A 22,341-nucleotide genomic window follows, 5' to 3' on the forward strand; every position below is an offset into this window, starting at 1 on the left:
CACGGCCGAATGCCCCACGACGAGTACACCTTGCAACTAATGATGTGCGTGCTCGATCCGCACAGGCGGCGACACCGCGCTGCACCGCGGTCCCCGCGGGCACGGGGGCACGGAGGCACGGGGGCACGGGGGCACTCGAGATGATCCTCACCGAGAACTTCTGACAGCGGAAATGGCGCTGAACGAACCACAGCCCTGGGGCGATCCCGCCCCTGGCATCGCTGGGCACTTCCACGGAAAGGGCTCTTTGGCCACGCTGGGCAGACTTTCCCGTGATTCGCCCAAACCCAATGTTCTGAGGGTTCCGCACGGGACTGTGGCTGAGGTTGCCTGGGATCGAGTCGGTAACGGTGCGGGTGCCCGTGCGGATACTGTCACCGTGTCCTGACGAGGGGGCGCGGAGGGAGCAGGACGTGGTGCGGCGAGGTTTGCGGGGTTTGATGGCGGCGGTGCTCGGTGTCCTCTTCCTCGCATTGGCGGTTCCGGTGCCGGCGAGCGCGGAACCGCTGTATCCGTGGCCCGACCCGGACCCGTTCTACCTCGCTCCCGCCGATCTCGGGGCCAAGGCGCCGGGCGATGTGGTGCGGACGCGGCGGATCGACACCTGGATGTACGCCAACTCCGACGGGTGGCAGGTCGCGTTCCGGTCGACGAATTCGGCCGGAAACCCGATTCTGGCGGTCACGACGGTGCTCCTTCCTAGGGGTGTGGCGAATCCGCCGTTGGTGTCGTATCAGGCGATCGTGAACTCGTTGGGAACCAAGTGCGCGCCCTCGCGGGCGTTGTTCAACCTGGAGATGCAGGAATCACCGGGGATGTATTTGGGGTTGCAGCGGGGGTGGGCGGTCTCGGTGCCCGATCACCTCGGCCCGACCGGTGCGTACGGTGCGGCCAAGCTCGGCGGCATGATCACCCTGGACAGTGTCCGTGCGGTGCAGCGGGTGGCCGAACTGGGCCTGGCGAACAGTCCCGTGGCCCTGGCGGGCTATTCGGGTGGGGGAATGGCCGGCGCGTGGGCGGCGGCGCTCGCGCCGACCTATGCCCCGGAGCTGAAGCTGGCGGCGGTGGTGCAGGGCGGAGTGCCGGCGGATCTCGAGCAGATGGCCGAGGGGCTGGGCTTCAACCCGCACCCGGGGTTCGGGCTGGCCTTCGCGGCGGCGATCGGTCTCGAGCGGGAGTACCCGGATCGGTTGCCGGTGTCTTCGCAGCTCAATGAGACCGGTCTGTGGTTGCGGGAATGGATGAGCAACGAGTGCCGACGGTTCCTGCTGTTCCATGGCGCTTTCCGCAACGCCGGGCAGTTGGCGGCGTCGACCAGTCTGATGGCGAGTTCGGCGGCGCGGCAGGTGTTGCGGGAGAACAGTCTCCGATATTTCGAGGGGGTGCCGTCGGCGCCGGTGTATATGTGGCACGGCACGCTCGATGGGCTCACTCCGTTCGATTCGGTGGCGGAGGTGGCGCACCGGTACTGCGCGGGCGGGGCGAGGCTGACGTTCGTGCCCTATGACATCTCCGAGCACATGACCACTGCGGTGGTGGGTTTTCCGGATGCGTACGAGTTCATCGCGGCACGTTTCCGGGGTGAGCCCGCCCCGACACGGTGCTAACCGCCGGCCCCAGCGAACCGAAAAGGTGCAGGATGGCCCGGTCCCCGGCCTTCCGCCTGCACAGTCGGCTCTGCGGGAAGTGTCAAGCGTTCGGTACACGGATTGCTTTAGCAGCCAGGTGATTACGTGATCGACACGGTTGGGTCCGGGAGGGAGCCTCGTGAACGTCGGATTCACCGCACGGCGCCCTTCGGGGCGGGTTCGAGTCGTGACGTGTCCCGCGTCGGCCGTATCGCGCACCGTGGGGTCCGTGTCGCTCGACAAAAGAGGTTTGAACTGACGTTTTTCGGGCTTACCGTGGCGGTATGAGAGGTGAGGAGGCGCGCGTGGCCCGGGACTTCGCGCGGTGGTTGTCATCTCAGGGCTGGACGGTGGTGCCCGATACGGATTTCGTCGACATCGTTGCCGAGAAGGACGGGCGCCGGCTTTACGCCGAGGTCAAGGCTGCGACCGCCGCGCCGGGATTGGACATCGATACCGCCATCGGGCAGCTCGTGCGGCGGATGCCGAGCGAACCGGATCAGTCGGTGTCGTTCGCGCTGGTCGTGAGAGACGAGCCGCGATCGGTGGACGCCGCGGTGCGGGCACCTCAGCGGATTCTGAATCTGTTGGGGATGGCGCTGTATGCGGTCGATGAGGACGGCAGCGTGCGGCAGCTCTTCGGCCGCGTATGAGACTTCCCGACGCGGGCGGGGACAGCCAGCAGGGTGGCCGGTAGCATCACCACACCCCACGAGGGCGGGGTAGTGCGGTGATGGGGAGGTAGCTCAGTCGGTTAGAGCCGTGGACTCATAATCCATTGGTCGCGGGTTCGAGCCCCGCCCGCCCCACCGCGTTCACCGCCGGCCCCCAACAGGCCGGTGGAGGGACGGGGTCAGGCCGCCCGGATCAGAGTGTGCGAGGCAGTGACATGGCCGTGGCGGATTCCCGGTCGGTAGGTGGTGAATCTTTCGAACACGGTGCTGCAGACCGGTGACTGCCGCGGCGTGGTACCTGCCCCAGGTACCGGGTGGGTGTTGTGCCCGGTGTCGGTCATCTGAGCCCGTATCAGGTGGCGTTGCGTTCGGCGGATCCCACGGCGTCGAGCACGGCGGCACGCGTGGAGACGTCGGGGGTGAGAGTCTTCTCGACGGTTCCGATGTTGAGCAGTTGCCGCCACCTGGTCTCGTCGAATGGCGATGGGCGCGTATCGGACAGGAACTTCTCGACGGTGTGGAGGAAGTGCATGGGGTCGTCCCGGAAGGGGAAGTGACCGGCGCCCCGGAAGATCTCCAGCCGCGAACCCGGCATTGCCGCGTGCGCGGAGTGGGCGTGGCTGACGGGGATGACCGTATCTCGATCTCCCCAGATGAGTTGAACGGGAAGGCTTGCCGTCAGATAGCAGCGGTCGAGCATGGTCACCGTCTGTCCGCGCCAGTCGACCACCGCCCGCAGGGTGCGTAGGTAGGCCTCGTACGCGGCGGGGTCGGGAAGCTCGGTCAAGATTCGCACCAGATCCGGTGTGTCGTGCAGCGTCGCACCGGGGTGCAGGGCAGTGCCGTGCAGCCGAGTCAACAGGGTCCCCACCCAGCGCACCGCGGGCACCGCTCCCGGCAGGCGCAGCAACTTCAGTGCCTCATTGACGATCGGCGTCGCCGCGAGGCGCAGGAGTGGATGAACGTCGGTGGTGATACCGCCGGCGGAAACCAGGATGAGCCGATCCACCATCTGTGGGAACTGGTAGGCGAACTGCATCGCGATGCCGCCGCCGAGCGAATGTCCGATCACGGTGGCGTGGTCGATTCCCAGGGTCGAGAGTAGATCGCGCATGCCGTTGGCATAGGCGGCGACCGAATAGTCGGCACGGGGCTTGTCGGAGCGACCGTGGCCGAGTAGATCGGGTGCGATCACGGTGTACTTCTCGGCGAGGTGCGGGATGATCTCGGTCCAGGTCGACGAGTTGTCGCCGATTCCGTGCAACAGCAGCAGCGCGGGGCCGTCACCGGCCATGCGGAAGGCGCGCCGGTACCCGTGGATGGTGCGAAACATCATCTGCGGCTCGGCGTCGGGCACCGGCCGGAGCCTGCGTATGCGACTGGGGTTCATCGCACCCTCCTCGACTGTCGCGTTCTACGTCGATTCTTCGCTGCACATCGTCGACACACGTGACGACACGCCCCACCCGAGGGTGTCGACATCAGAAGGCCGTTGCCTCCTCGTGCCCCGAAGCAGCCGCGAGAACGTTCGCTGGTTATTCGCGGTGGAGGCCGCGGCGTTACACCCACGTCGGCGCGATTCGGGTCGAGTGTTGTTCACTCCCGGACGGAGATCCGATCAGGCCTTGTCTGTTACGTGGATTGGCTACCGTGGGGTTTGTGACAGCAGGTAGTCCGGGGCCGTCGGACAAGATGACGCCGAGCCCCGAGGTTGGGCTCGACTTCGCTCGGGAATGGGTCGAGTTCCTCGATCCCGATAACGCCGAGCATCTCATCGCCGCGGACATGACGTGGCTGCTCTCGCACTGGACCTGCGTGTTCGGCACCCCGGCCTGCCAGGGCATCATCGCGGGCCGACCCGACGACGGCTGCTGCTCGCACGGCGCGTTCTTCTCCGACGAGGAGGATGTCGAGAGGTTGCACGAGTCGGTGAAGCTGCTCAGACCCGAGGACTGGCAGTTCAGGAAGCAGGGTCTCGGGAAGAGGGGGTACATCGAGGAGGACGAGCTCGAGGGCGAGCCGGCGCTGCGGACCCGCCGCTACAAGGGCGCGTGCATCTTCCTCAACCGTCCCGGATTCGAGGGTGGCATCGGGTGCGCGCTGCACTCGATGGCGCTCGAGCGCGGGATCGAGCCGCTCGAGGTCAAGCCCGACGTGTGCTGGCAGCTGCCGATCCGGCGCACCCAGGAATGGGTGGAGCGACCCGACGGTGAGCAGGTCCTGAAGACGACGATCACCGAGTACGACCGCCGCGGTTGGGGTGAGGGCGGCGCGGACCTGGACTGGTACTGCTCCGGCTCGCCGGACGCGCACGTCGGCGCCAAGGCGGTGTGGCAGTCGTATGCGCCGGAGCTGACCGAGTTGCTCGGTGAGGCCGCGTATCGGGAACTGGCGCGGCTGTGTAAGCGACGCCGAGGTCTCGGCCTGATCGCCGTGCATCCGGCGACCGCGGTCGCCGAGAAGAAGTCCCGGTAACGGAGCGGCGGCCCCGGACGACGTCGACACCGATTACAGCGGCATGGGCGTCTACGGCGCTCGAGGCGGTGAGGTAACGAGCTGGTGCTTGCCGAGCGGTGTGAGCCACCGTTGGCGCAGGCGCAAGCACCGGAGTCCGGTCGGTTCGTTGTCGATCGCTAGGCCTGGCGGCGTCGAGGATGAGGTTTCGTCGGCGAGGTGCTTATGATCCGGGCGTGTAGTCGACCGGAAGGCGCAGACCGATGTCCGAGAAGAAGGATCACAGTCCGAGACCCGAACCCGGTCCGCTCGGCGCGGGCGCGCGGGTGCTGGTGCGGCGGCCGTCCGAACCGGCGCAGACCGGTCGGATCATCGAGGACTACGCCGAGCTGACCGACACCGAGGAGCGCGGGCATGCGTGGGCGCCGGTGCATCGGTGGGCTGTCGCCCTCGACGACGGTCGGCTGGTCTTCGCCGACACCGACGACCTCACTGCCGACCCGAGATTGCCAGGATCCGCCGGGTAGACCGACCCTGGGCGGTGGAAGAACCACATGGGGACCGCGCCCCCGGGGGGGCGACCGGGCTGCAGGGTTCTCTCCATGGTGGCAGAACTGACCAGGTGTTGAACTGATCCGCCTCCTGACGGTCTTTAGCCCAGGAGGGCGACGGAGGAGTTCGTCGCTGTCCTGGGCGTATCGGGTTGCCGAGGCTGGGTGCACCCTGCCACCGCCTGGGGATGGGTGTCGGCTTGTCGGTCGAGCGCCGAATGGGCGGGCCACGGTCGCGGCGGCGGCGACTGTTAAGTGAGTGACACCGTCGGCCGGAAGTCGTGGGCCGAGGACATCTGTGGCAGTCGTGGCGGCATGGGTTGTGTTGGGGGACAGCCAAGCGCAGCCCCCGCCAACGATGAATATCAGCTGGCAGGGGCGCTACACGGTCAACCTGCACGTAGTGACGAGCGGCGCATGACTGATCTTCGTGAGCTGTGGTGGGGAAGTCCAGGGATTGTGATCCACACCATCACACTATTTTCGAACTCGTCGGCTCGGTGTGATGCGTTGGCCCGATTTCGATTGCAGTGCTTTCCGCCCCGGTGCGGTGGGAGACCGAGGCCGAACACATCGACTGACCTGCGAAGATGACATGCCCCGGCTGGGGGGTCACGCGCGTCGCCGTAATGGTGGTTCCGCCGCCGATGAGGCCTACCGTCAGGGGACGGGGTCTGCGACCGGCGTGGGCTCACGCGGAGGAGGGGCGATGACTGCGAAGTTCGAGCTTTTCAAGGACACCGGCGGCAAGTTCCGGTTTCACCTGAAGGCAGCCAACGGGGAGATCATCGCGGCCAGCCAGGGGTACACCTCGAAGGCGGCGGCCCAGAACGGGATTGCGTCGATCAAGGACAATGCCGCCTCCGCTCCCACCGAGGATTTGACCTGACCCGAGGCGTGGTCCGGCGGGGGTGGGGAGGGTACGCAGCTTGGGACGTCGTCGCCCGGGGTGAAGGCGGCCGCACGAAAACCATGTTTGCAGTCGGCGATCCGGAACGTCTTCGCTCGCAGGCTTTCCCGATGGCCTCGAGCGACCTTGTGCGGTCGGGTTGGGTCGGCGCCGCGGTATCTGGTTTCTGCCGTGGGGTCAGGCCGTGGTGGGAATGGTGATCTCGGCTCTGCCGTCGAGGCCAGGTAGTAGGTAGTGCGGGCAGGTGACCAGCTGCCGCGGCACGGGTATCACCTGCCGGTCGGTGTCGAGGTAGAGCCGGTAGGTGAGCTGCCCGCGCCGGTGGGTGCCGGTGTTTGGGTCGACGGCGCCGAGGAAGTAGCCGTGCGCGGCGCCGGCGGTGGAGAAGATCGCCCGCGCCCATTCAGCGGGTTCGGCGGGCGGCAGATATCGTGGCCCGCCGTTCGCCGCGTCGACGATGTGCACGATGACCGTGACTACGAAGCCGACCGCAGCGGGGAACCACTGTTCGGCGGCGACATCGAACCGGGTGATGGATGTGTGAATCCGCAGTTCGATGTCCGTTCCGGTGTGGGCCGGTACCGCGAGGATGTGGGGAGCCGGGGAGGCATCGTCGGTGGCCAGGGACGGCAGCGTGGCGTCGGTGGTGAGGTTGCTGCCGGGGCGTGCGGACATGGGGCACACAGTACGGGGCCGCACACACCCGGCCGGCAGGACGACCGGTGGTTCGTCCGGTCGAGGACTGGTTCGCAGGGTGGGGTATCTGACCTGCGGTGACCGCATGTCCCCTGGAGCAGAGTGTTCGCCGACGAAGGCCGTGCTGCCGGAGTTCTTCTCAGTGCAATCCGGGGCGGGACGATTTTATCGCTCCCGGCTCGGGCAGGATGGGTCCGTGAGCGACCGGACCGCAGCCGACCTCGAGCGCGAACTCGCCGCGCTCGCCTCCGTGCGCGACCGCCTCCTGGCGTCGGAAGGCGCAGACTTCCGGATCCCCACCACCGCTGTCGATCAGGTGCTCGATGAGCTCAGCGGTCTCGAACGATTGCCGTGGGATCCGACCTGATTCCTGCCGTGCGGATTGGCGAGCCCATGAGTCGCAGGGTGTCTGCTCGGCGGTCGTGGCGGTCGTGGCGGCCTTTACGGCCTGGAACTGCGGGTATAAGATTGCTTATAGAGGAGGTTCGGGTTATGACGATCATGATGGACCGGGACCGGTTGTTCTCCAGCATGGCCGAGAACCGGGCACGTGAGGTGGTCGCGCATATCGGATTCCTCCGTAACCTGCGGCAACTGTACGAGGGCGGGGTCACCCAGACACGGCTGGCGCAGGTCAACGGCGTCAGCCAGCCCGCGATCAGCCAGATGCTCCAGCGCGCCCGCATCGAGGCCCCGGATGTGCGCCCGGGCACCCACGGCGGCACCGCCTACGAGATCGCCGCCCGGTGCGCGGCCGGCGAGATCGATCCGGAGACGATGCGCGCCGAGCTGATCGGCTGGGAGTACGACAAGCCGACGGCACCGACCGGCTACCCCGACGTCGACGATGTCCGCCCCCAGACGGAGGGTGGCTTCAACCACCAGGTGGGCCGCGCGCTGACCCACGGGTTCCTCACCGATGAGGACTACGACCTGATCCTCGAAGCACTGGCCGACTGACCTGTGCCGACCCACGAATTCGAGGATCGCCGTGCCTTCCTCACCTCACTGTCCACCCCGGGCGGCCCGCTGACGATCGACGCCCCGCACGCCACGATCAATGACCGCCGGTACTTCCGCAGAATCAAGGGTGAACCTGTCCCCACCCGGCCGTGGTTGCGGATCCTTGCGGACTGGCGAGCATCGCGCACACAGGTGCGTCGCGACCGGGTGGGGATTCTGATGGCCGGCCCACCCGGTGCCGGCAAATCCACCGCCCAAGCCCACCTGGTGGGGGAGCACCCCCAGGGGTGGCGGCATCTGGATGTGGACGAGTTCAAACTCCGCCTCCGCGCGGCCGCAGTAGAGGATGGCTCGCTGCAGCAGTTCCTGCCCGAGGTACTTCAGGCGCAGCCGGGGCTGCCGAGCCGGCTCTATCCGAACGAGCTGTCCGCGCTGGTGCACATCGAATCGAATCTGGTACTCGAAACTGCTGTGGCACAAGCATTGTCGGTGGGAGAAAGATGCGATCATCGATGGCCTGGACGCCGTGGGTGACAGAGTTGGTGACCCGCCTCGATCGGGAGCAGTACACGATCGGTGTCGCCGACGTCGAAACCTCCCTGTAGAAGAGGTGCACCGCTGGCTCAAGTGATGGTCATGCCGCCGTCGACAACTATCGTCTGTCCGGTGACGTAGCCGCCCGCCTCGGATGCGAGCCACACCACCGTACTCGCCAACTCTTCTGGTTCGCCGGTTCGTCCGAGGAGCATGCGTCTTTCCAGTTGTTCGATGTTGCTCTCTGGGTATTTCCTGCTGATGGCATTTGTGAAGAAGCCTGGTGCAATTGCATTGACGCGAATGCCTTTTCGGCTGCCCCATTGTTGCGCGAGGTCGCGGGTGATCCCGGCGATGGCGGCTTTGCTCGCGCTGTAAGCAGCTTGCGGCATGCCCGTGTTCGTGATTCCCATAATGCTTGAGATGTTCACTATTGAGCTCCCCGGTTGCATCACTCGCCCGCATGCCTGTGCTGCCCAGTAGGAACCGTGTAGGTTCACATCGATCACGGATCGGAATTCGTGAACGCTCTCGCCGATCGCAGGTCCCACGGTCACGAGTTCGGCGTTGTTGACCAGGACATCGACTCTTCTGAACTTGTCCAGTGTTGCTTCGACCAGAGCGGTGCAGTGGCTTGGATCCGTGATGTCGGTGGGAACCGTCAGTACACGGCGGCCTGAACGGCGTATGGTGTCGGCCGTTTCGTGGAGTCCGTCCGTGCGAGGAGCGGCGAGGACTAAGTCTGCGCCCGCTTCGGCCAGTCCTTTGGCCAGGGCCGCGCCTAGCACCGATGAAGCATCGGTGACGATCGCGACGCGGTCGTCGAGGCGAAATCTGTCGAGGATAGTCATCCGTCTGCGCTCCCGCGGATCAGAACCACGCGGGGTTCATGTCGAGTGTCGTTCTGTCCAAGCTCGCCAACAACTCCACCTGCGGTCCGACCTTCGGTAGTTCGTAGGCGTAGAAGTACCGGGCCGCTTGCCGTTTGCCCTCGTAGAAATTGCCGGCCTGACCATTCGCGGCGATGACTTGCTCCAGCCACATCCATGCGATGACGGTGTGCCCGAAGGCTTCCAAGTAGAGTGTCGAATTGGCGAGTGCAAGAGAGGGGTCACCTGATTCCCAGAGCGTGGATGTCAGGTCCACTATTCGGCTCCAGGTAGAGGCCAGTTCGGTCGCGTAACGCTCGGCGTCGTTGCCTATCGCCTGTGCTCGTTGTACGGTCGCCGCGATCTTCGAGTTCAGTAGTTTCAGTCCAGCGCCGTCTTGCATTGTGACCTTGCGGCCGAGCAGGTCGAGGCCCTGTATTCCGTGAGTACCCTCATGAATCGGATTCAGCCTGTTGTCGCGGTAGTACTGTTCGACGTCGTAGTCGCGTGTGTAGCCGTACCCTCCGTGAACTTGTATGGCGAGGTTGTTCGCCTCCAGGCACCATTGTGACGGCCAGCTTTTTGCGATCGGGGTTAATACATCGAGCAGTAACGTCGCGTTGGACGCATCTTCCTCGTTGTCGGCGCTGTCGTGTTCGTCCACCAGGTAGGAGCAGTACAAGCCGAGTGCCAGCGCTCCTTCCACGTAGGACTTCTGCGCTAGTAGCATGCGGCGCACATCGGCGTGTTCGACCAGGGCGACTGGAGGCGAGGACGGATCTTTCGCGCCCAGTGCCCGGCCCTGTGTCCGTGTCTTTGCGTACTCGACCGACTTCAGGTAGCCGACATAGCCTAGGGCGATGGCCACGAACCCGACGCCGATCCGCGCCTCGTTCATCATGTGGAACATATAGCTCAGCCCACGATTTTCTTCGCCGACGAGAAAACCGATCGCCCCGGCGTCGCCTTCCGGCTGATGCGTGCCGTCACCGAAGGCAAGGAGCGTGTTGGTGGTTCCGCGAAAGCCCATCTTGTGATTCAGGCCGGTCAGCGTCACATCGTTGCGGATGCCGGGTTCTCCGGCCGGGCCGGGTAAGAATTTCGGGACAATGAACAGCGAAATTCCCTTCACCCCAGACCCGCCGCCGGGAACCTTTGCCAAGACGAGATGGATGATGTTCTCGGTCAGCTCGTGGTCGCCGGCGGAGATCCACATCTTGGTACCGGTGAGTCTGTACCGGCCGTCGTCCTGTTTCACGGCACGAGTGGTGATGTCGGCCAGCGACGAGCCGGCCTGCGGCTCCGACAGACACATGGTTCCGAAGTATCTGCCCTCGATCATCGGTCGGACGTAGTCGTCTACCTGCTGGTCGGTGCCGTGGGTGGAAATCAGATTCGCATTTGCGATGGTGAGGAACGGGTACGACGAGGTCGAGGCGTTGGCGGCCTGAAACCACGCCATCGCAGCGCGGGACACCGTCGTCGGCAACTGCATGCCCCCGACGCGCTTGTCGAACTGTCCGGCCAGTAGTCCAGCCGCGGAGTAGATGTCGAGAGCCTGCTTTATCTCCGCGATCATCTCTATCGAACCGCCTGGCGACATGGTCGGCTCGTTCGCGTCGGACTTCTTGTTGTGCGGTGCGAAATGTTTGTGGGCGATGTCCGCGCTGAGTTCGAGCACCGCGGCGAACGTGTCCTTCGAGTGCTCGGAGAACCGTTCGCGCGATGTCAGCGAAACCACATCAAGCCACTCGTACAGCAAGAAGTCCAAGTCGCGGCGTGACAGTACGTCGGTCATCGAGATCTCCGAATCCTGTGCAACGTCACATCGACACCCCGCCGTCGACGGGAAGCACGACGCCCGTGATGTACGCGGCTTCCTCGGATGCGAGGAAGCAGATGGCATCGGCCATCTCGGATGGGTCCGCGAGCCGGGCGATCGGACCGGTGAGCTCGGAGAGCTTCTCGTCCGGGATCGTGGCGGTCATGCGTGTGGCTGCATTGGGCGAGATCGCATTGACCGTGACTCCGAAGGCAGCCAACTCTTTTGCAGCAGTCTTGGTGAATCCGATGATCCCTGCCTTCGCTGTTGCGTAGTTCGCTTGTCCGCGGTTGCCTCGGAGCCCGGTGTACGACGTGATATTGATGATGCGCCCGAATTCCTGCTTGCGGAAGTGGGGGACCGCTGCGCGGGTAAACCGAAAAGTACCTCCCGCGTGCACCTGCAGGACCTGGTTCCAGTCGTCGTCGGTGAGCTTCCACAGGACTTTGTCGCGCAGGATTCCTGCGTTGTTGACGACGATGTCGACGCGGCCGGTCTCGGCGACAACGGTCGAAATGACGTGTTCGACATTGTCGGTATCGCCGACGTCCGCTGGGATTCCGATTGCACCGACGTCTGCGGCCGAGCTGGCAAGTTCGTCCTTGTCGAAGTCGACCATGAACACGGTCGCTTGTGCCTCTACGAAATGTCTCGCGATCGCCTGCCCGATGCCGCGGGCCGCGCCGGTGACGATGACGGATTTGCCTGTGAAGTCGTACGTGATGTTGCCCATTGCGTTTTTTGCTTTCGGTTTAGTGTTGTCAGGGGGTTGTCACGACAGGCGTTCGAGAATCATGGCCATTCCTTGGCCGCCGCCGACGCACATCGTCTCCAGGCCGAACTGTTTGTCGTGAAATTCCAGCGAGTTCATCAGCGTGGTGGCGATGCGGGCGCCGGTCATGCCGAAGGGGTGACCGAGTGCGATCGCGCCTCCGTTGATATTCAGTCGGTCTTCGTCGATGCCGAGTTCACGAGCCGACGGAATGACCTGAGCCGCAAATGCTTCGTTGATTTCCGCCAGGTCGATATCACCGATGCTCATGCCGGCGATGTCGAGTGCGCGCCGTGTCGCTTCGACGGGTCCCAGACCCATGATCTCGGGTGAGAGTCCCGATACGCCGGTCGATACGATGCGGGCCAGGGGGGTGAGCCCGAGCTCCTTCGCCTTCGCGTCCGACATGATGACCAGTGCTGCCGCGCCGTCGTTGAGCGGGCATGCGTTGGCTGCGGTGACGGTTCCGTTCGGACGGAATGCCGGCTTCAGCTTGCTGACGACGTCGTATGTCGTTCCGGGCCTGGGGCAGTCGTCAGTGCTGACAATGGTGCCGTCGGGGAGGGTGACGGGTGTGATTTCGCGGGCGAAGAAGCCTTGCTCGATTGCGGCCTCGGCGAGATTGTGGCTGCGGACGCCGAATTCGTCTTGTTCTCGGCGTGAGACCCCACTGTATTCCGCGACGTTCTCGGCAGTGTGTCCCATGGTGATGTACAGATCGGGAAGTGCCCCGGTTGTTCGCGGATCCACCCACGGGTCCTGGTTGCCATCAGCGCGCCGTTCGGTGAGGGACTCCGCGTCGGAGAACACGGCGTTGTGCGTCTCGGGGTTCTCGTCGGCCATGCCTTTGTTGAAACGGCTGACAGTTTCGACTCCGGCGGAGATGAAGATATTTCCTTCGCCTGCCTTGATCGCGTGCAGCGCCATCCGGGTGGTCTGAAGGCTCGAGGAACAGTAGCGGTTCACGGTGACGCCTGGTAGGTGGTCCATTCCGGCGAGAACGCTCACTGCCCGTCCGAGGTTGTATCCGCTCTCGCCGGCGGGCTGGGCCGTGCCGAGCATGAGGTCGTTCACCGTTCGGGGATCGACCTCGGGCACCTTTCCCAATGCGGCGAGCACCATCTGTGCTGCCAGGTCATCGGGGCGCATCTCTCGGAGTGAACCCTTGACTGCGCGACCGATTGGGGACCGGGCGGTCGCGACGATAACTGCTTCAGGCATAAATCTCGTCCGTTCATGTTGTCGACCAGCGGGTCGAATATTCGATCTTGCGGTCTACTTATCGCAGTATGGCTGCGCCGGGAGTGGCGGTCAAGTGGACTGTCGTAAGCCGACTGCGGCGTGCTTACGTAACGGCCGCAGGCGAATACGCGGTCCTGGGTGTGTGGTAGGGCGGCTTGTTCGGCGGGGTTCGACGCGTATGACTCGACCGCGAGCGCCGAACTTGCAGTCTGCGCCGGTTCGGCTGGTCGGCTTGCGGCAGGTCTGCGTCCTGCCCTGCGGACGACGAGAACAGATGCGTCTCTCGAACAGGTGCCCTCCGGAGGAGTACAGCGCGCGGCAGAGCCGTGCGAGTCGGCCGCATCGGCTCATAGTCTGCTGCCGCAACCGCTCCCACCGCGGCGCCAGGCAAGTCTGGAGAGATGGTCCTGGTCGGGGCCGTGCAGTGTGGGCGCACCCCTGTGCTGCCCAAGTCCGACAGTGGACCATTCGCGTGCCGGACGTCGCCTCATTCGCCGACGAGCACCCCGGTCATCTCGGGGATCCGTCTAAAGGCCGTGCAGTACCGACGCTCAGAGAGGGTCAGAGGTGTACCTCGAAGAAACCAATCAAGGCGACGCGCTGAAATTTACCGATTCCTCAACAAGAGTTCGAGCTGGCTTGTGTGATGCCGTATCTCGCGGGCGTGGTAGGCAAGCGCCCCATCCACGCCCTGGACGTCTTCGGGCCAGCCGGCGGACGCCGTCGACGTGGTCGTCATGACTCCGCGCAGAATCAAGTGGGCGAAGGTCTCGGCGATGTCGTCAGCGGGTTTACCGTCTTCTCCCGGGCGATACCACTTCCAGATCCAGTTGCACATGCCGTCGATCGCAAATGCTGCCAGGGTTTCATCGATTGGTTCGAAGATGCGAGCCTCTACGCCCTCTCGAATAATCTGCCGGATCAGCACATCATGCTCGCGCTTGGCTGCCCGGAACTCGTCGCGGACGTCGTCGGGAAGCTCGCTTTCTTCGCGAAAAGTCAGTGAGTAGAGATCCAGGTGATCGACCAGGGAGTTCAGGTGGAAACGAATGAAAGCTGTGAGCTTGGTAGCTGCGTCGGCATCCGATGCAGCGATCACCCGGGCTTTCTCGACCTCACCCCTTGCCCAGTCACCGAAGACGTGCCGGAGCAGGTCGTCTCGGTTTTCGTAGTAGTGGTAGATGGACGCCTTCGACAACCCCACCTCCGCAGCGACCTCCTGCATGGTGACTCCGTTGATCCCCCGGGCCTGGAAGAGTCGGGCCGCACCCTCTGTGATGCGGTCACGCATCACGGAATTGCGTACCGAACCACCGGCGCTCTTTGCAGCCGCCGCGTCCGCACGATCAGAAGCCGTTGTCATAGCTTCCGAGGATAGACACCGCCGCAGCCAAGCCGGTACCGGTGGGCACTGCAATCAGCGCGACGACGGCGTTAGTGCAGCTACGCGCCGCGTTGTTCATGCATGCTCGATCAGTTCGAGCTGCACGCCGTTGAGTGCTCGGGGGTGGTAAAAGTTGACCGCCCCGAAGTCTCCGCGGACGGCCTCGTCGAGCAGAGGCGACAATCCCTGCTGCTTCAGCTCGTCCGTAGCGATATCGAGGTCGTCTACTTTCGCAGAGAAGAGAAAGACGCCTTCACCGTGGCGCTCGAGAAAGCGCGCCACCGACGTGCTCTCCTGGGTCGAGGCGATCAAACTGATGATGAAGCCCCCCACGTCGAGCTTCGTACCCTCGAGGCCGGGGAACGCAAATCCGTCGGGGCCGACGTGCTCGCCCCGGACATCGAACAGGCGTTCGTAACGCTCGGTCGCGGACGCTAGGTCGCGAACGGCGATGTTGATTCCATTGACTGCGAGGCTCATCTTCGTCTCCTGTTGTTGCGTTGTCGTGTAATTCGCTGTCGCGCTGGACATCTGCACGGGGGCCTCGCCGCAGTGGGCGTGCGCTGGTAGGTGGGCGCGTACAGAACGCTGACCTTCAAGGGTCTGCACCGAGACAGTACCGACCCGAGGGTCGATAATTCAAGGAGTCGGTCGGATTCGTTCGGCGAGCCCGCGGCAGCGGAACCGTAGTGGCACGCGCGCAGGTCGCGACATCACGCCATCTGACCGAGGGTCGACGCGGCTGTCGTCCAGGGTCGAACCGGGCACCACTCGACGCACGAATCGTTGGGAACCCTGGAATCCGCGTCAGAAGAATGATACAACTTGAGTCGACTTCACGGTCGGGTTTTCAACCTATGGGTAGGTTCAGTCGTATGATGGACGCAGCAGCGTCGACACCGGCGCGGCTTACCGCGGAGTGGACAACGGCGCGGACGCGGCCGGTGACGAGCTCCGATACGCCGTCCTCGTTCGCCATTCCCACGGCCGTCGAGCCGGAACAGACCAGCGAAACGTCCCATGTCGAGGTGAGGTGGATGAACGATGGAACAGGCCGATAATTATGCGCATCGAGGCACACAGGTAGTGGTGGTCGGACTCGGCGGCATTGGCGGTGGAATTGCCCGTCGCATGGCCGAACAAGGCCGATACGTCATCGGCATGGACGTCGACGGGGTCCGTGCGAGTGAGTGGCAGGAGCAAACGGGAAGTCGGGCGGTGTCCTCGTTCGATGGTATGGACTGGGGCGGTGTCCGGTGCATGTTCATCGCGGTGCGAACGGTGCAGCAAATCGAAGCGGTGTTGTCCGACGACAGCGTGCGGTCGGCGATGGACGACGGCGCCAGTGCCTTCATCGTCACCACGATGACTCCGTCGGACGCCCGCCGCGTCGTCGACGCGCATCGAGCGTGGCGTCTGTTCGAGCTACCCGTTTCAGGCGGCGAGGTGAGGGCGCGAGAAGGCGAACTCACCGGTCTGATTGCAGGTCCGCAACCCGATGCCTTCGAAGAAGCCCTGTTGCACGACGTCTTTGCGAGACTGTTCCCGTTCGACACCGTCGGTCAACCCTCGTTGCTCAAGTTGATCAACAACACCCTGGCCGCCCGCAATGTGCTGAGTGCGGCAGTGGGGCTTGCTACCGCACACGAGCAGGGAGTCGATCCGTCGATCGCAAGCGAAGTCATCCGGGCGTGCTCAGGATCGAGTGCGGCCGGTGACGCCCTGGCCACCCTTTCGGACAATCAAGTCGACCTCCTGCTCAAAGACGCGCGGTTACTCGGCGGTGAGTTGCCGTCGTCGCCGTTCGATCGCGCGTCCATGAATGAACTCACCTCCACCGTCAGCGCTGCCCGGATGTTACTCGAGGCTGCCGATCCAGAAAGGACACGGTCATGATCGAAGAGTGGAAAGACGGGATGGCATTCCCGCACCTGACAAGTTCGGTGCGTATCGGTTCTCGAGTAGTGAAGAACCGCATCGTCTCACCCCCGCATGGCACGTACTACGCGTCCAACGGAATGGTCACAGAACAGCAAATCGCTTACTACGCCGAAAGAGCGGCGGGCGGCGTGGGCATGATTGTCGTCGGAAACATGGCAGCATGGGATCGGTCGAAGACCGGAGGAGGACAAAACTACGCCTTCTCCTCGGAGGCGGTCGAGGGCCATCGCAAGCTCGCACAGGCTGTCCAATCGCATGGTTCGCTGCTATTGGCGCAGCTCTGGGACGGCGGCCGCCAAGGTTCCTCACGTCTGAGCCATCTGCCGCTTCTGTCAGCGTCGCCTCTACCCGACCCTGTTGTTCGGGAGATACCCAAGAAGATTGAAGCATCGGAGATCGAAGACATGATCTCGAGCTTCGCTCGGTCCGCGGCGCTCATGGAGCAAGCCGGTTGGGATGGAGTCGAACTCCTCGCAGCGCAGGGTTACGGACTCGCCCAATTCGTTTCTCCCCAGATGAACCATCGCCACGACGAATGGGGTGGCTCACACGAAAACCGCGCACGCGTCGTGAGTGAGATAGTCCGACGTATCCGGTCAGTGGTCTCCGCGGACTTCATGGTGGGTGTGCGCATCAACGGCGACGACATGATTGCCGGCGGTAACACCCCCAGCGACGCCATCATCACGGCGACACTGTTGGAGCAGACCGGTGGGGTCAGCTATCTGAATGTCAGCGGCGCAAGCAACGAAAACTATCCACTGTGGATTGCCGATATGGGGCACGACACCGGACTTTTCGTCGACGCCGCCCGAGCGATCAAAGATGCGGTGTCCATCCCGGTCATTGTCGCCACGAGAATCAAGGACCCTCTTGTCGCCGAGTCGATTCTGGCGCAGGGCTATACCGACATGGTGGGGATGAATCGGGCGTTGATCGCAGACCCATCCATGCCGGCCAAAGTCGCATCAGGCCGTCTCAGCCAGGTTCGACCATGCATCAGCTGCAACCAGGGTTGCGTCGGCAAGACCGCTCAAGGCGGACAGATGGAATGCACCGTCAACCCTCGGGTCGGGTTCGAGTGGTCGAGTACCCGGGGGCAGGTCACCCGACAATCGGTCGTGGTCGTCGGTGGTGGCCCGGCAGGCATGCAGGCAGCGGCAACCTGCGCCGAACGCGGCGCCGACGTCGTGTTGTTCGAAACCCGCGAGACGTTGGGTGGCCAAATCGAACTGGCGTCACGCACGGCAAGTCGATCGGAGTTTCGACTGCTGATCGAACATCTACGTCGCCGACTCAACACCTTGGGTGTCGAGATGCACCTGGGTACCACAGCGACCGTCGACAACCTCTCTGCCTTCGATCACGTCTTTCTCGCAACAGGCTCGAGGCCGTGGACGACCGGCTTCACTACTCACCGACCGGATGTCAGGGCCGTACCAGGACACGACTTGCCGCATGTCGTCACGTCATGGGAAGTGTTCGACGCGACCGCGTCGGTCGGGAACAGAGTTCTCGTCGTCGAGGACGATTTTCAAGGGCACGCGACGACGGCTGCCGAATACCTCGCAGAGAACGGTCTAGATGTGACCATCGTGACGAGGTCGACCTCGGTGGGACTCTGGAGCGGGGCCGGCCAGGAATTCCTGTACAAGCGGTTGCGCAATGCACGGGTAGAGCTACGGCCCCACACCTGGATCGGCACCATTCGAGACAAGACAGTCGAAGCTTACGATGTATTCTCCGGCGTGCCCGTCGAACTGGGCAGCTTCGACACCGTGGTTCTGGCAACCGGTAGCGCCGTCGACGACACCCTGTACCAGCAGTTGGGCGATGACCGTCGTGTGGTTCGCATCGGCGACTGCCTGGCACCCCGACGTCTCGACAATGCCATGTGGGATGGCCTGCACGCCGCCGACCGGCTGTCCGCAGTGGGCACAGCTTTGAAACTGGTCACCCCATGACGGGTGCGTGTCGCGACCGGGCCGGTTCATCTCTGTAGGAGCTTCAGCACCAATGCGCGTCTTCACATCACCGGATCAACTGAAAGCCGCTATCGGAGAGGACTTGGGCACCAGCGACTGGCTGCACATCACGCAAGAACGCATCGACACCTTCGCCGACGCCACGGGGGACCATCAATGGATCCATGTGGACGTCGAACGTGCGACACGCGAGAGCCCGTTCGGAGCCCCCATCGCTCATGGGTTCTTGAGCCTGTCTCTCGTGTCGTTGCTCAACTGGCAGATATACACGATCGAGAACACAACGCTGGCGATCAACTACGGATTGAACAGAGTTCGATTCGTCAACCCGGTGAAGGTCGAGGCCCACGTTCGTTTGCGGACGACGTTGAACTCCGTCGGGGACGCACCCGGAGGGGCCCTTCAGATCGTCACGACAAACACCCTCGAGATCGCAGGCGAAGAAAAACCGGCCTTAGTTGCAGAAACCGTCGGCCGCATCATCTTCTGAACTGCCCCCCCGCCTGCCTCTGAGCGACCGCGGTGATCGATCGCCCGCTGCCGCCGGGGCACGACCGGCCCCGGCGGCCGCGGGGTTTATCGGTGCACCGAACACACCAGCGACGACAGGACGCTTCAGTGGAGCGACAGCACGGCGAATGGGCTACCGGAACATCGTTGCGCGGCGGATTCCGTTCAGGTGAGCCACCCCTTATTGACAAGCCTGTGTGACCTACGCCATTATCGGCTTTGAACAATCGGTTGGGTTTTCGACTCTCCGGTCAGCCCCCGGATGGAACAGTCGAGCCGCGACGAGACGAGGAAACATCATGACCAAGCATCCGGCGCTCTGGCAGCCCATCGAACTGGGCCCGGTCAGTGTCAAGAACCGCATCGTGGTCACCGCACACGCGCTGATGTACGGCGACAAAGACAACCTGATGACTCAACAGAGCATCGACTACTACGAGGAGCGGGCGAGGGGAGGCGCGGGGCTCATTCTCACCGAGGCTCAAGCCGTGCATGCAACGAGTCGCGGACTGGGGTACCGCACCCACCAGGGATGGCCCACCGAGGTGATACCGGTGTACGAGCGACTGGCGAAAGCCGTGCACCGCCATGGAGCCAAAATTTTCGTCGACCTTTCACACTTCGGCGTGGAAGACTACAACGGAATGTTTCTCGAGAACTGGAGGGCGCTCTGGAGTCCCTCGGGTCTGCCCTCGACTACCTATGGGGAGATCGGCCGAGCGATGTCGCACGCCGACATCGAGCAGCTCGTAGCGGGATTCGGCCGAAGTGCACGCAACGCACGGGTTGCCGGTATCGACGGAGCCGAGGTACACGCCGCTCACGGGTATCTTCTGTGCAGTTTCCTCTCCCCACTGACGAATCGTCGAACGGACGAGTACGGCGGCAGCACCGAGAATCGATGCCGCGTCGTTCGTGAGTGCGCCGAAGCGGTGCGCCGAGAGGGTGGCCCCGACTTCGCGGTCGGCGTGAGACTATCGCTCACCGAATACGTTCCGGGCGGTATCGACGAGGCCGAGGGCGAGAAGATCGCCAAGAACCTGGCGGACTCTGGATTGTTCGACTACTTCAGCATCAGCGCCGGGAACGCTTCCACGTTCGATCGCGTCGTCTCTCCGATGAGCCTGCCCGGCCCCCAGTTGGTCGATCTGGCTGCCCGCGCGAAGAAGGTCGTCGGAAACTATCCGGTCGTGACCGCAAACGGAATTACCGAGCTGTCGGTCGCCGAACAGATTGTGACTTCGGGTGACGCCGATCTCGTCGCTATGACCAGAGCGCACATCGCAGATCCCTTCCTGGTGCAGAAGGCGCAGACCGGACGCGAGGACGAAATTCGGCATTGCGTCAGGGCAAATCAAGGCTGTATCGGCCGGATGTCCAAGGGCTGGGAGCTGACCTGCACGCAGAATCCCGCCGCTGGGCGCGAGAAAGACCTCGGCAGCGGAACATTGGATTTGGCCGCCACACCCCAGAAGGTGCTCGTCATCGGCGGAGGACCCGCTGGAATGCGGGCAGCGGAAGTTGCCGCATCGCGAGGGCATGACGTCGTACTGATGGAGCGCGGCGACACGCTCGGCGGGCAAATTCGATATGCCGCCAAGTTGCCCACGCGTGGCCGATGGTCCGTCATGGTCAAAGACATGGAGCGAATGCTCGAAAAATACAAGGTCGATGTCCGTCTCAATACGACCGCCGACATCGAGAGCGTGCATGAAGTCGGTGCAGACCACGTCATACTTGCATCCGGATCGACCTGGCGCACCGACGGGTTCTCCGCCACCCTGGCCGCCCGCCCGGAAATCCCGGGGTTGGAGCGTATCCGCGTGCTCAATCCGATCCAGGCCATCGAGGATCCCTCGGCATGTGGGGAGAACGTCGTCATCATCGACGACACGGGCGAGTACCTCGCGCTGGGACTGGCGGAGCTCCTCGCGAACGCGGGCAAGAAGGTCGAAGTGGTTTCCTCGAAGCTGTTCTTGGGCGACAACACACTCTTCAACCTCGATGTCGGGCATCTCTATCCGAGGCTGTATGCGCAGGGGGTGACACTGACACCGCAACACATTGTCGCCGAAGTGAATTCGGACGGCGTCGTACTGAATCGCATCTGGGATGGTGCTGCCAGAGTGGTGCCGGCGCAGTCTCTCGTGACCATCATGCTTCGCGATTCCGATACGGCCCTTCTACCCCAACTGGAAGCGCAGTTCGACGTGACGGCCGTCGGAGACTGCTTGGCACCCCGCCGGGTGGACGAGGCGATCTACGAAGGCGAAATGGCCGGACGCGGTGTCTGAACAAGCACCACACACACTCAACGAAAGAAGCAAACCCCATGACTCATAGCTGGCAGATCGGTGATGTGAAAATCACCCAGATAAACGAAATCGCGGTCGAGGTCGGTGAGCTCGACGGACTGATCGCAGAGGCAACGCCGGATGCGGTCAAGGCCGTTCCGTGGCTGTACCCCGACTACGCCAACGAACACGGGCAGACACTCTGGAGCGTTCACTCGTTCGTCGTCGACACCGGGTCGTCTGTCGTTCTCGTCGACACCGCGTGCGGCAATCACAAGGATCTACCGCTGATCCCGGCCTGGGGTGGCCTGGACACCCCCTATCTGGATCGACTGGCGGATGCCGGCTACAAGCCCGAACAGATCGACTACGTCGCCATCACACATCTGCACCTCGATCACGTGGGATGGAACACCGTGCTCGACGGTGACCGATGGGTGCCGACATTCCCGAACGCCCGGTACACCTTCGTTCAGGACGAGTTCGAGTACCACAAGGGACTCACCGAGGGCGGCGCCGTCTCCGACGACCTCGGGCATGCCGTCACGTACAACGGAGCGGATCCGGACATCCACCGGCAGACGCGTCTCGTGTTCGCGCAGTCGATTCAACCGTGTGTCGAGGCGGGCCTCGTCGATCTCGTTCCGGTCAACCACACCATCTGCGAGGGCGTGCGGTATACATCCACGCCTGGCCATACCAAATCCCATCACAGTCTCACCATCGAATCGAAGGGTGAGACCGGGTTCATCACTGGTGATTTCGTGCATCACCCGATTCAGGCCGCCCATCCCACGTGGAGTTCGCGAGGTGACTGGGACCGTGAGCTGTCCTCCGCTCGGCGTCAGGAGTTCCTCGCGTCGGTTGCAGACCGTGATGTTCTTGTGTTCGGCACGCACTTCGCCGGGAACAGCGTCGGTCGTATCGTGAGCGACGGCAACGCCTACCAATTCGTTACTGCTTGAGCCGAGCACTTCTACAACACCACCGGCGAACACACTGCCGGCATAACGACAGCTTCAGGAGCATTGATGTCGAAGAACGAAATTCCCTACTACTGGTCGAGCATCGACTGGCGTCAGCTCACCGAGGACTACCCGCCGCCGCCCCTG

21 protein-coding genes and 1 tRNA gene are annotated in these 22,341 nt (G+C 63.5%); 14 read left to right on the forward strand and 8 right to left on the reverse strand.

All coding sequences use genetic code 11. The features are described 5' to 3' along the window. The first annotated feature begins 440 nt into the window (after window positions 1-440). The 3 genes from ACLIVD_RS40900 to ACLIVD_RS40910 all read left to right on the forward strand — a co-directional run bounded on the left by ACLIVD_RS40900 (window position 441) and on the right by ACLIVD_RS40910 (window position 2,437). A complete protein-coding gene (locus ACLIVD_RS40900) occupies window positions 441-1,607 on the forward strand; it encodes a lipase family protein (RefSeq protein ID WP_491933506.1) in 1,167 nt (388 codons plus the stop codon). 326 nt (window positions 1,608-1,933) lie between these two features. Beyond that, on the forward strand, window positions 1,934-2,281 hold the full coding sequence (locus tag ACLIVD_RS40905; protein WP_491933025.1) for a hypothetical protein: 348 nt from the start codon (window positions 1,934-1,936) through the stop codon (window positions 2,279-2,281). An 82-nt stretch (window positions 2,282-2,363) separates the two neighbouring features. Continuing rightward, window positions 2,364-2,437: transfer RNA gene (locus tag ACLIVD_RS40910), tRNA-Ile, on the forward strand. A gap of 217 nt (window positions 2,438-2,654) precedes the next feature. Here the strand turns inward: ACLIVD_RS40910 and ACLIVD_RS40915 are convergent. After that, window positions 2,655-3,692, reverse strand: coding sequence for an alpha/beta fold hydrolase (locus ACLIVD_RS40915; protein ID WP_491933024.1), 1,038 nt, complete (start codon window positions 3,690-3,692; stop codon window positions 2,655-2,657). Between the two features lie 302 nt (window positions 3,693-3,994). Here ACLIVD_RS40915 and ACLIVD_RS40920 point away from each other — a divergent pair, with 302 nt between their 5' ends. From ACLIVD_RS40920 to ACLIVD_RS40930, 3 genes are all read left to right on the forward strand, one after another. Continuing rightward, on the forward strand, window positions 3,995-4,777 hold the full coding sequence (locus ACLIVD_RS40920) for a DUF3109 family protein (protein ID WP_491933505.1): 783 nt from the start codon (window positions 3,995-3,997) through the stop codon (window positions 4,775-4,777). Between the two features lie 242 nt (window positions 4,778-5,019). Further along, entirely contained in the window at window positions 5,020-5,283 is a 264-nt protein-coding gene (locus ACLIVD_RS40925; RefSeq protein WP_491933023.1) for a hypothetical protein, read from the forward strand. A gap of 733 nt (window positions 5,284-6,016) precedes the next feature. Further along, window positions 6,017-6,196, forward strand: coding sequence for a YegP family protein (locus ACLIVD_RS40930; protein WP_005257571.1), 180 nt, complete (start codon window positions 6,017-6,019; stop codon window positions 6,194-6,196). 198 nt (window positions 6,197-6,394) lie between these two features. On the opposite strand, the gene ACLIVD_RS40935 is transcribed toward ACLIVD_RS40930, so the two are convergent. Continuing rightward, window positions 6,395-6,892, reverse strand: a complete 498-nt coding sequence (locus ACLIVD_RS40935) for an N-formylglutamate amidohydrolase (protein WP_491933022.1) — start codon at window positions 6,890-6,892, stop codon at window positions 6,395-6,397. A 217-nt stretch (window positions 6,893-7,109) separates the two neighbouring features. On the opposite strand from ACLIVD_RS40935, the gene ACLIVD_RS40940 reads away from it, so the two are divergent. The 3 genes from ACLIVD_RS40940 (at window position 7,110) to ACLIVD_RS40950 (ending at window position 8,410) form a co-directional block, all read left to right on the forward strand. Further along, window positions 7,110-7,280, forward strand: a complete 171-nt coding sequence (locus ACLIVD_RS40940; RefSeq protein ID WP_491933021.1) for a hypothetical protein — start codon at window positions 7,110-7,112, stop codon at window positions 7,278-7,280. 125 nt (window positions 7,281-7,405) lie between these two features. Then, window positions 7,406-7,873, forward strand: coding sequence for a hypothetical protein (locus ACLIVD_RS40945; RefSeq protein ID WP_133987956.1), 468 nt, complete (start codon window positions 7,406-7,408; stop codon window positions 7,871-7,873). 3 nt (window positions 7,874-7,876) lie between these two features. Next, window positions 7,877-8,410, forward strand: a complete 534-nt coding sequence (locus ACLIVD_RS40950; protein WP_491933020.1) for a hypothetical protein — start codon at window positions 7,877-7,879, stop codon at window positions 8,408-8,410. A gap of 89 nt (window positions 8,411-8,499) precedes the next feature. Here ACLIVD_RS40950 and ACLIVD_RS40955 read toward each other — a convergent pair whose 3' ends face one another. From ACLIVD_RS40955 to ACLIVD_RS40980, 6 genes are all read right to left on the reverse strand, one after another. Next, window positions 8,500-9,261, reverse strand: coding sequence for an SDR family NAD(P)-dependent oxidoreductase (locus ACLIVD_RS40955; protein ID WP_491933019.1), 762 nt, complete (start codon window positions 9,259-9,261; stop codon window positions 8,500-8,502). Between the two features lie 19 nt (window positions 9,262-9,280). After that, complete coding sequence (locus ACLIVD_RS40960; RefSeq protein WP_491933018.1) at window positions 9,281-11,077, reverse strand: acyl-CoA dehydrogenase; 1,797 nt, start codon at window positions 11,075-11,077, stop codon at window positions 9,281-9,283. A 25-nt stretch (window positions 11,078-11,102) separates the two neighbouring features. Further along, window positions 11,103-11,834 (reverse strand): SDR family NAD(P)-dependent oxidoreductase, encoded by a 732-nt coding sequence (locus ACLIVD_RS40965; protein ID WP_133987960.1) that lies wholly within the window; start codon window positions 11,832-11,834, stop codon window positions 11,103-11,105. 39 nt (window positions 11,835-11,873) lie between these two features. Next, window positions 11,874-13,094, reverse strand: a complete 1,221-nt coding sequence (locus ACLIVD_RS40970) for an acetyl-CoA C-acetyltransferase (protein WP_491933017.1) — start codon at window positions 13,092-13,094, stop codon at window positions 11,874-11,876. 628 nt (window positions 13,095-13,722) lie between these two features. Then, entirely contained in the window at window positions 13,723-14,478 is a 756-nt protein-coding gene (locus ACLIVD_RS40975) for a TetR/AcrR family transcriptional regulator (RefSeq protein WP_095870064.1), read from the reverse strand. A gap of 96 nt (window positions 14,479-14,574) precedes the next feature. Continuing rightward, window positions 14,575-14,979, reverse strand: coding sequence for a VOC family protein (locus tag ACLIVD_RS40980; protein WP_491933016.1), 405 nt, complete (start codon window positions 14,977-14,979; stop codon window positions 14,575-14,577). A gap of 564 nt (window positions 14,980-15,543) precedes the next feature. On the opposite strand from ACLIVD_RS40980, the gene ACLIVD_RS40985 reads away from it, so the two are divergent. The 5 genes from ACLIVD_RS40985 (at window position 15,544) to ACLIVD_RS41005 (ending at window position 22,194) form a co-directional block, all read left to right on the forward strand. Next, entirely contained in the window at window positions 15,544-16,395 is an 852-nt protein-coding gene (locus ACLIVD_RS40985) for an NAD(P)-binding domain-containing protein (RefSeq protein ID WP_491933015.1), read from the forward strand. Next, on the forward strand, window positions 16,392-18,404 hold the full coding sequence (locus tag ACLIVD_RS40990) for an oxidoreductase (RefSeq protein ID WP_491933014.1): 2,013 nt from the start codon (window positions 16,392-16,394) through the stop codon (window positions 18,402-18,404). Before ACLIVD_RS40985 ends, ACLIVD_RS40990 begins: the two co-directional genes overlap by 4 nt. Before the next feature lie 52 nt (window positions 18,405-18,456). After that, window positions 18,457-18,915, forward strand: coding sequence for a MaoC family dehydratase (locus tag ACLIVD_RS40995; RefSeq protein WP_061696911.1), 459 nt, complete (start codon window positions 18,457-18,459; stop codon window positions 18,913-18,915). A 319-nt stretch (window positions 18,916-19,234) separates the two neighbouring features. Further along, the gene (locus tag ACLIVD_RS41000) at window positions 19,235-21,229 is read left to right on the forward strand and encodes an oxidoreductase (protein WP_491933013.1); all 1,995 of its coding nucleotides are present in this window, start codon (window positions 19,235-19,237) and stop codon (window positions 21,227-21,229) included. Between the two features lie 38 nt (window positions 21,230-21,267). Beyond that, a complete protein-coding gene (locus ACLIVD_RS41005; protein WP_491933012.1) occupies window positions 21,268-22,194 on the forward strand; it encodes an MBL fold metallo-hydrolase in 927 nt (308 codons plus the stop codon). Window positions 22,195-22,341: the final 147 nt, after the last annotated feature.

The sequence above is a fragment of the Rhodococcus sp. G6(2025) genome, from assembly GCF_058628105.1.

Excerpts from the sequence above, each read along its gene's own strand:
- ACLIVD_RS40900 (WP_491933506.1), top strand. The coding sequence starts at position 441 with ATGGCGGCGGTGCTCGGTGTCCTCTTCCTCGCATTGGCGGTTCCGGTG.
- ACLIVD_RS40915 (WP_491933024.1), bottom strand. The coding sequence starts at position 3,692 with ATGAACCCCAGTCGCATACGCAGGCTCCGGCCGGTGCCCGACGCCGAG.
- ACLIVD_RS40920 (WP_491933505.1), top strand. The coding sequence starts at position 3,995 with ATGACGCCGAGCCCCGAGGTTGGGCTCGACTTCGCTCGGGAATGGGTC.
- ACLIVD_RS40925 (WP_491933023.1), top strand. The coding sequence starts at position 5,020 with ATGTCCGAGAAGAAGGATCACAGTCCGAGACCCGAACCCGGTCCGCTC.
- ACLIVD_RS40930 (WP_005257571.1), top strand. The coding sequence starts at position 6,017 with ATGACTGCGAAGTTCGAGCTTTTCAAGGACACCGGCGGCAAGTTCCGG.
- ACLIVD_RS40935 (WP_491933022.1), bottom strand. The coding sequence starts at position 6,892 with ATGTCCGCACGCCCCGGCAGCAACCTCACCACCGACGCCACGCTGCCG.
- ACLIVD_RS40945 (WP_133987956.1), top strand. The coding sequence starts at position 7,406 with ATGACGATCATGATGGACCGGGACCGGTTGTTCTCCAGCATGGCCGAG.
- ACLIVD_RS40955 (WP_491933019.1), bottom strand. The coding sequence starts at position 9,261 with ATGACTATCCTCGACAGATTTCGCCTCGACGACCGCGTCGCGATCGTC.
- ACLIVD_RS40960 (WP_491933018.1), bottom strand. The coding sequence starts at position 11,077 with ATGACCGACGTACTGTCACGCCGCGACTTGGACTTCTTGCTGTACGAG.
- ACLIVD_RS40965 (WP_133987960.1), bottom strand. The coding sequence starts at position 11,834 with ATGGGCAACATCACGTACGACTTCACAGGCAAATCCGTCATCGTCACC.
- ACLIVD_RS40970 (WP_491933017.1), bottom strand. The coding sequence starts at position 13,094 with ATGCCTGAAGCAGTTATCGTCGCGACCGCCCGGTCCCCAATCGGTCGC.
- ACLIVD_RS40975 (WP_095870064.1), bottom strand. The coding sequence starts at position 14,478 with ATGACAACGGCTTCTGATCGTGCGGACGCGGCGGCTGCAAAGAGCGCC.
- ACLIVD_RS40980 (WP_491933016.1), bottom strand. The coding sequence starts at position 14,979 with ATGAGCCTCGCAGTCAATGGAATCAACATCGCCGTTCGCGACCTAGCG.
- ACLIVD_RS40985 (WP_491933015.1), top strand. The coding sequence starts at position 15,544 with ATGGAACAGGCCGATAATTATGCGCATCGAGGCACACAGGTAGTGGTG.
- ACLIVD_RS40990 (WP_491933014.1), top strand. The coding sequence starts at position 16,392 with ATGATCGAAGAGTGGAAAGACGGGATGGCATTCCCGCACCTGACAAGT.
- ACLIVD_RS40995 (WP_061696911.1), top strand. The coding sequence starts at position 18,457 with ATGCGCGTCTTCACATCACCGGATCAACTGAAAGCCGCTATCGGAGAG.
- ACLIVD_RS41000 (WP_491933013.1), top strand. The coding sequence starts at position 19,235 with ATGACCAAGCATCCGGCGCTCTGGCAGCCCATCGAACTGGGCCCGGTC.
- ACLIVD_RS41005 (WP_491933012.1), top strand. The coding sequence starts at position 21,268 with ATGACTCATAGCTGGCAGATCGGTGATGTGAAAATCACCCAGATAAAC.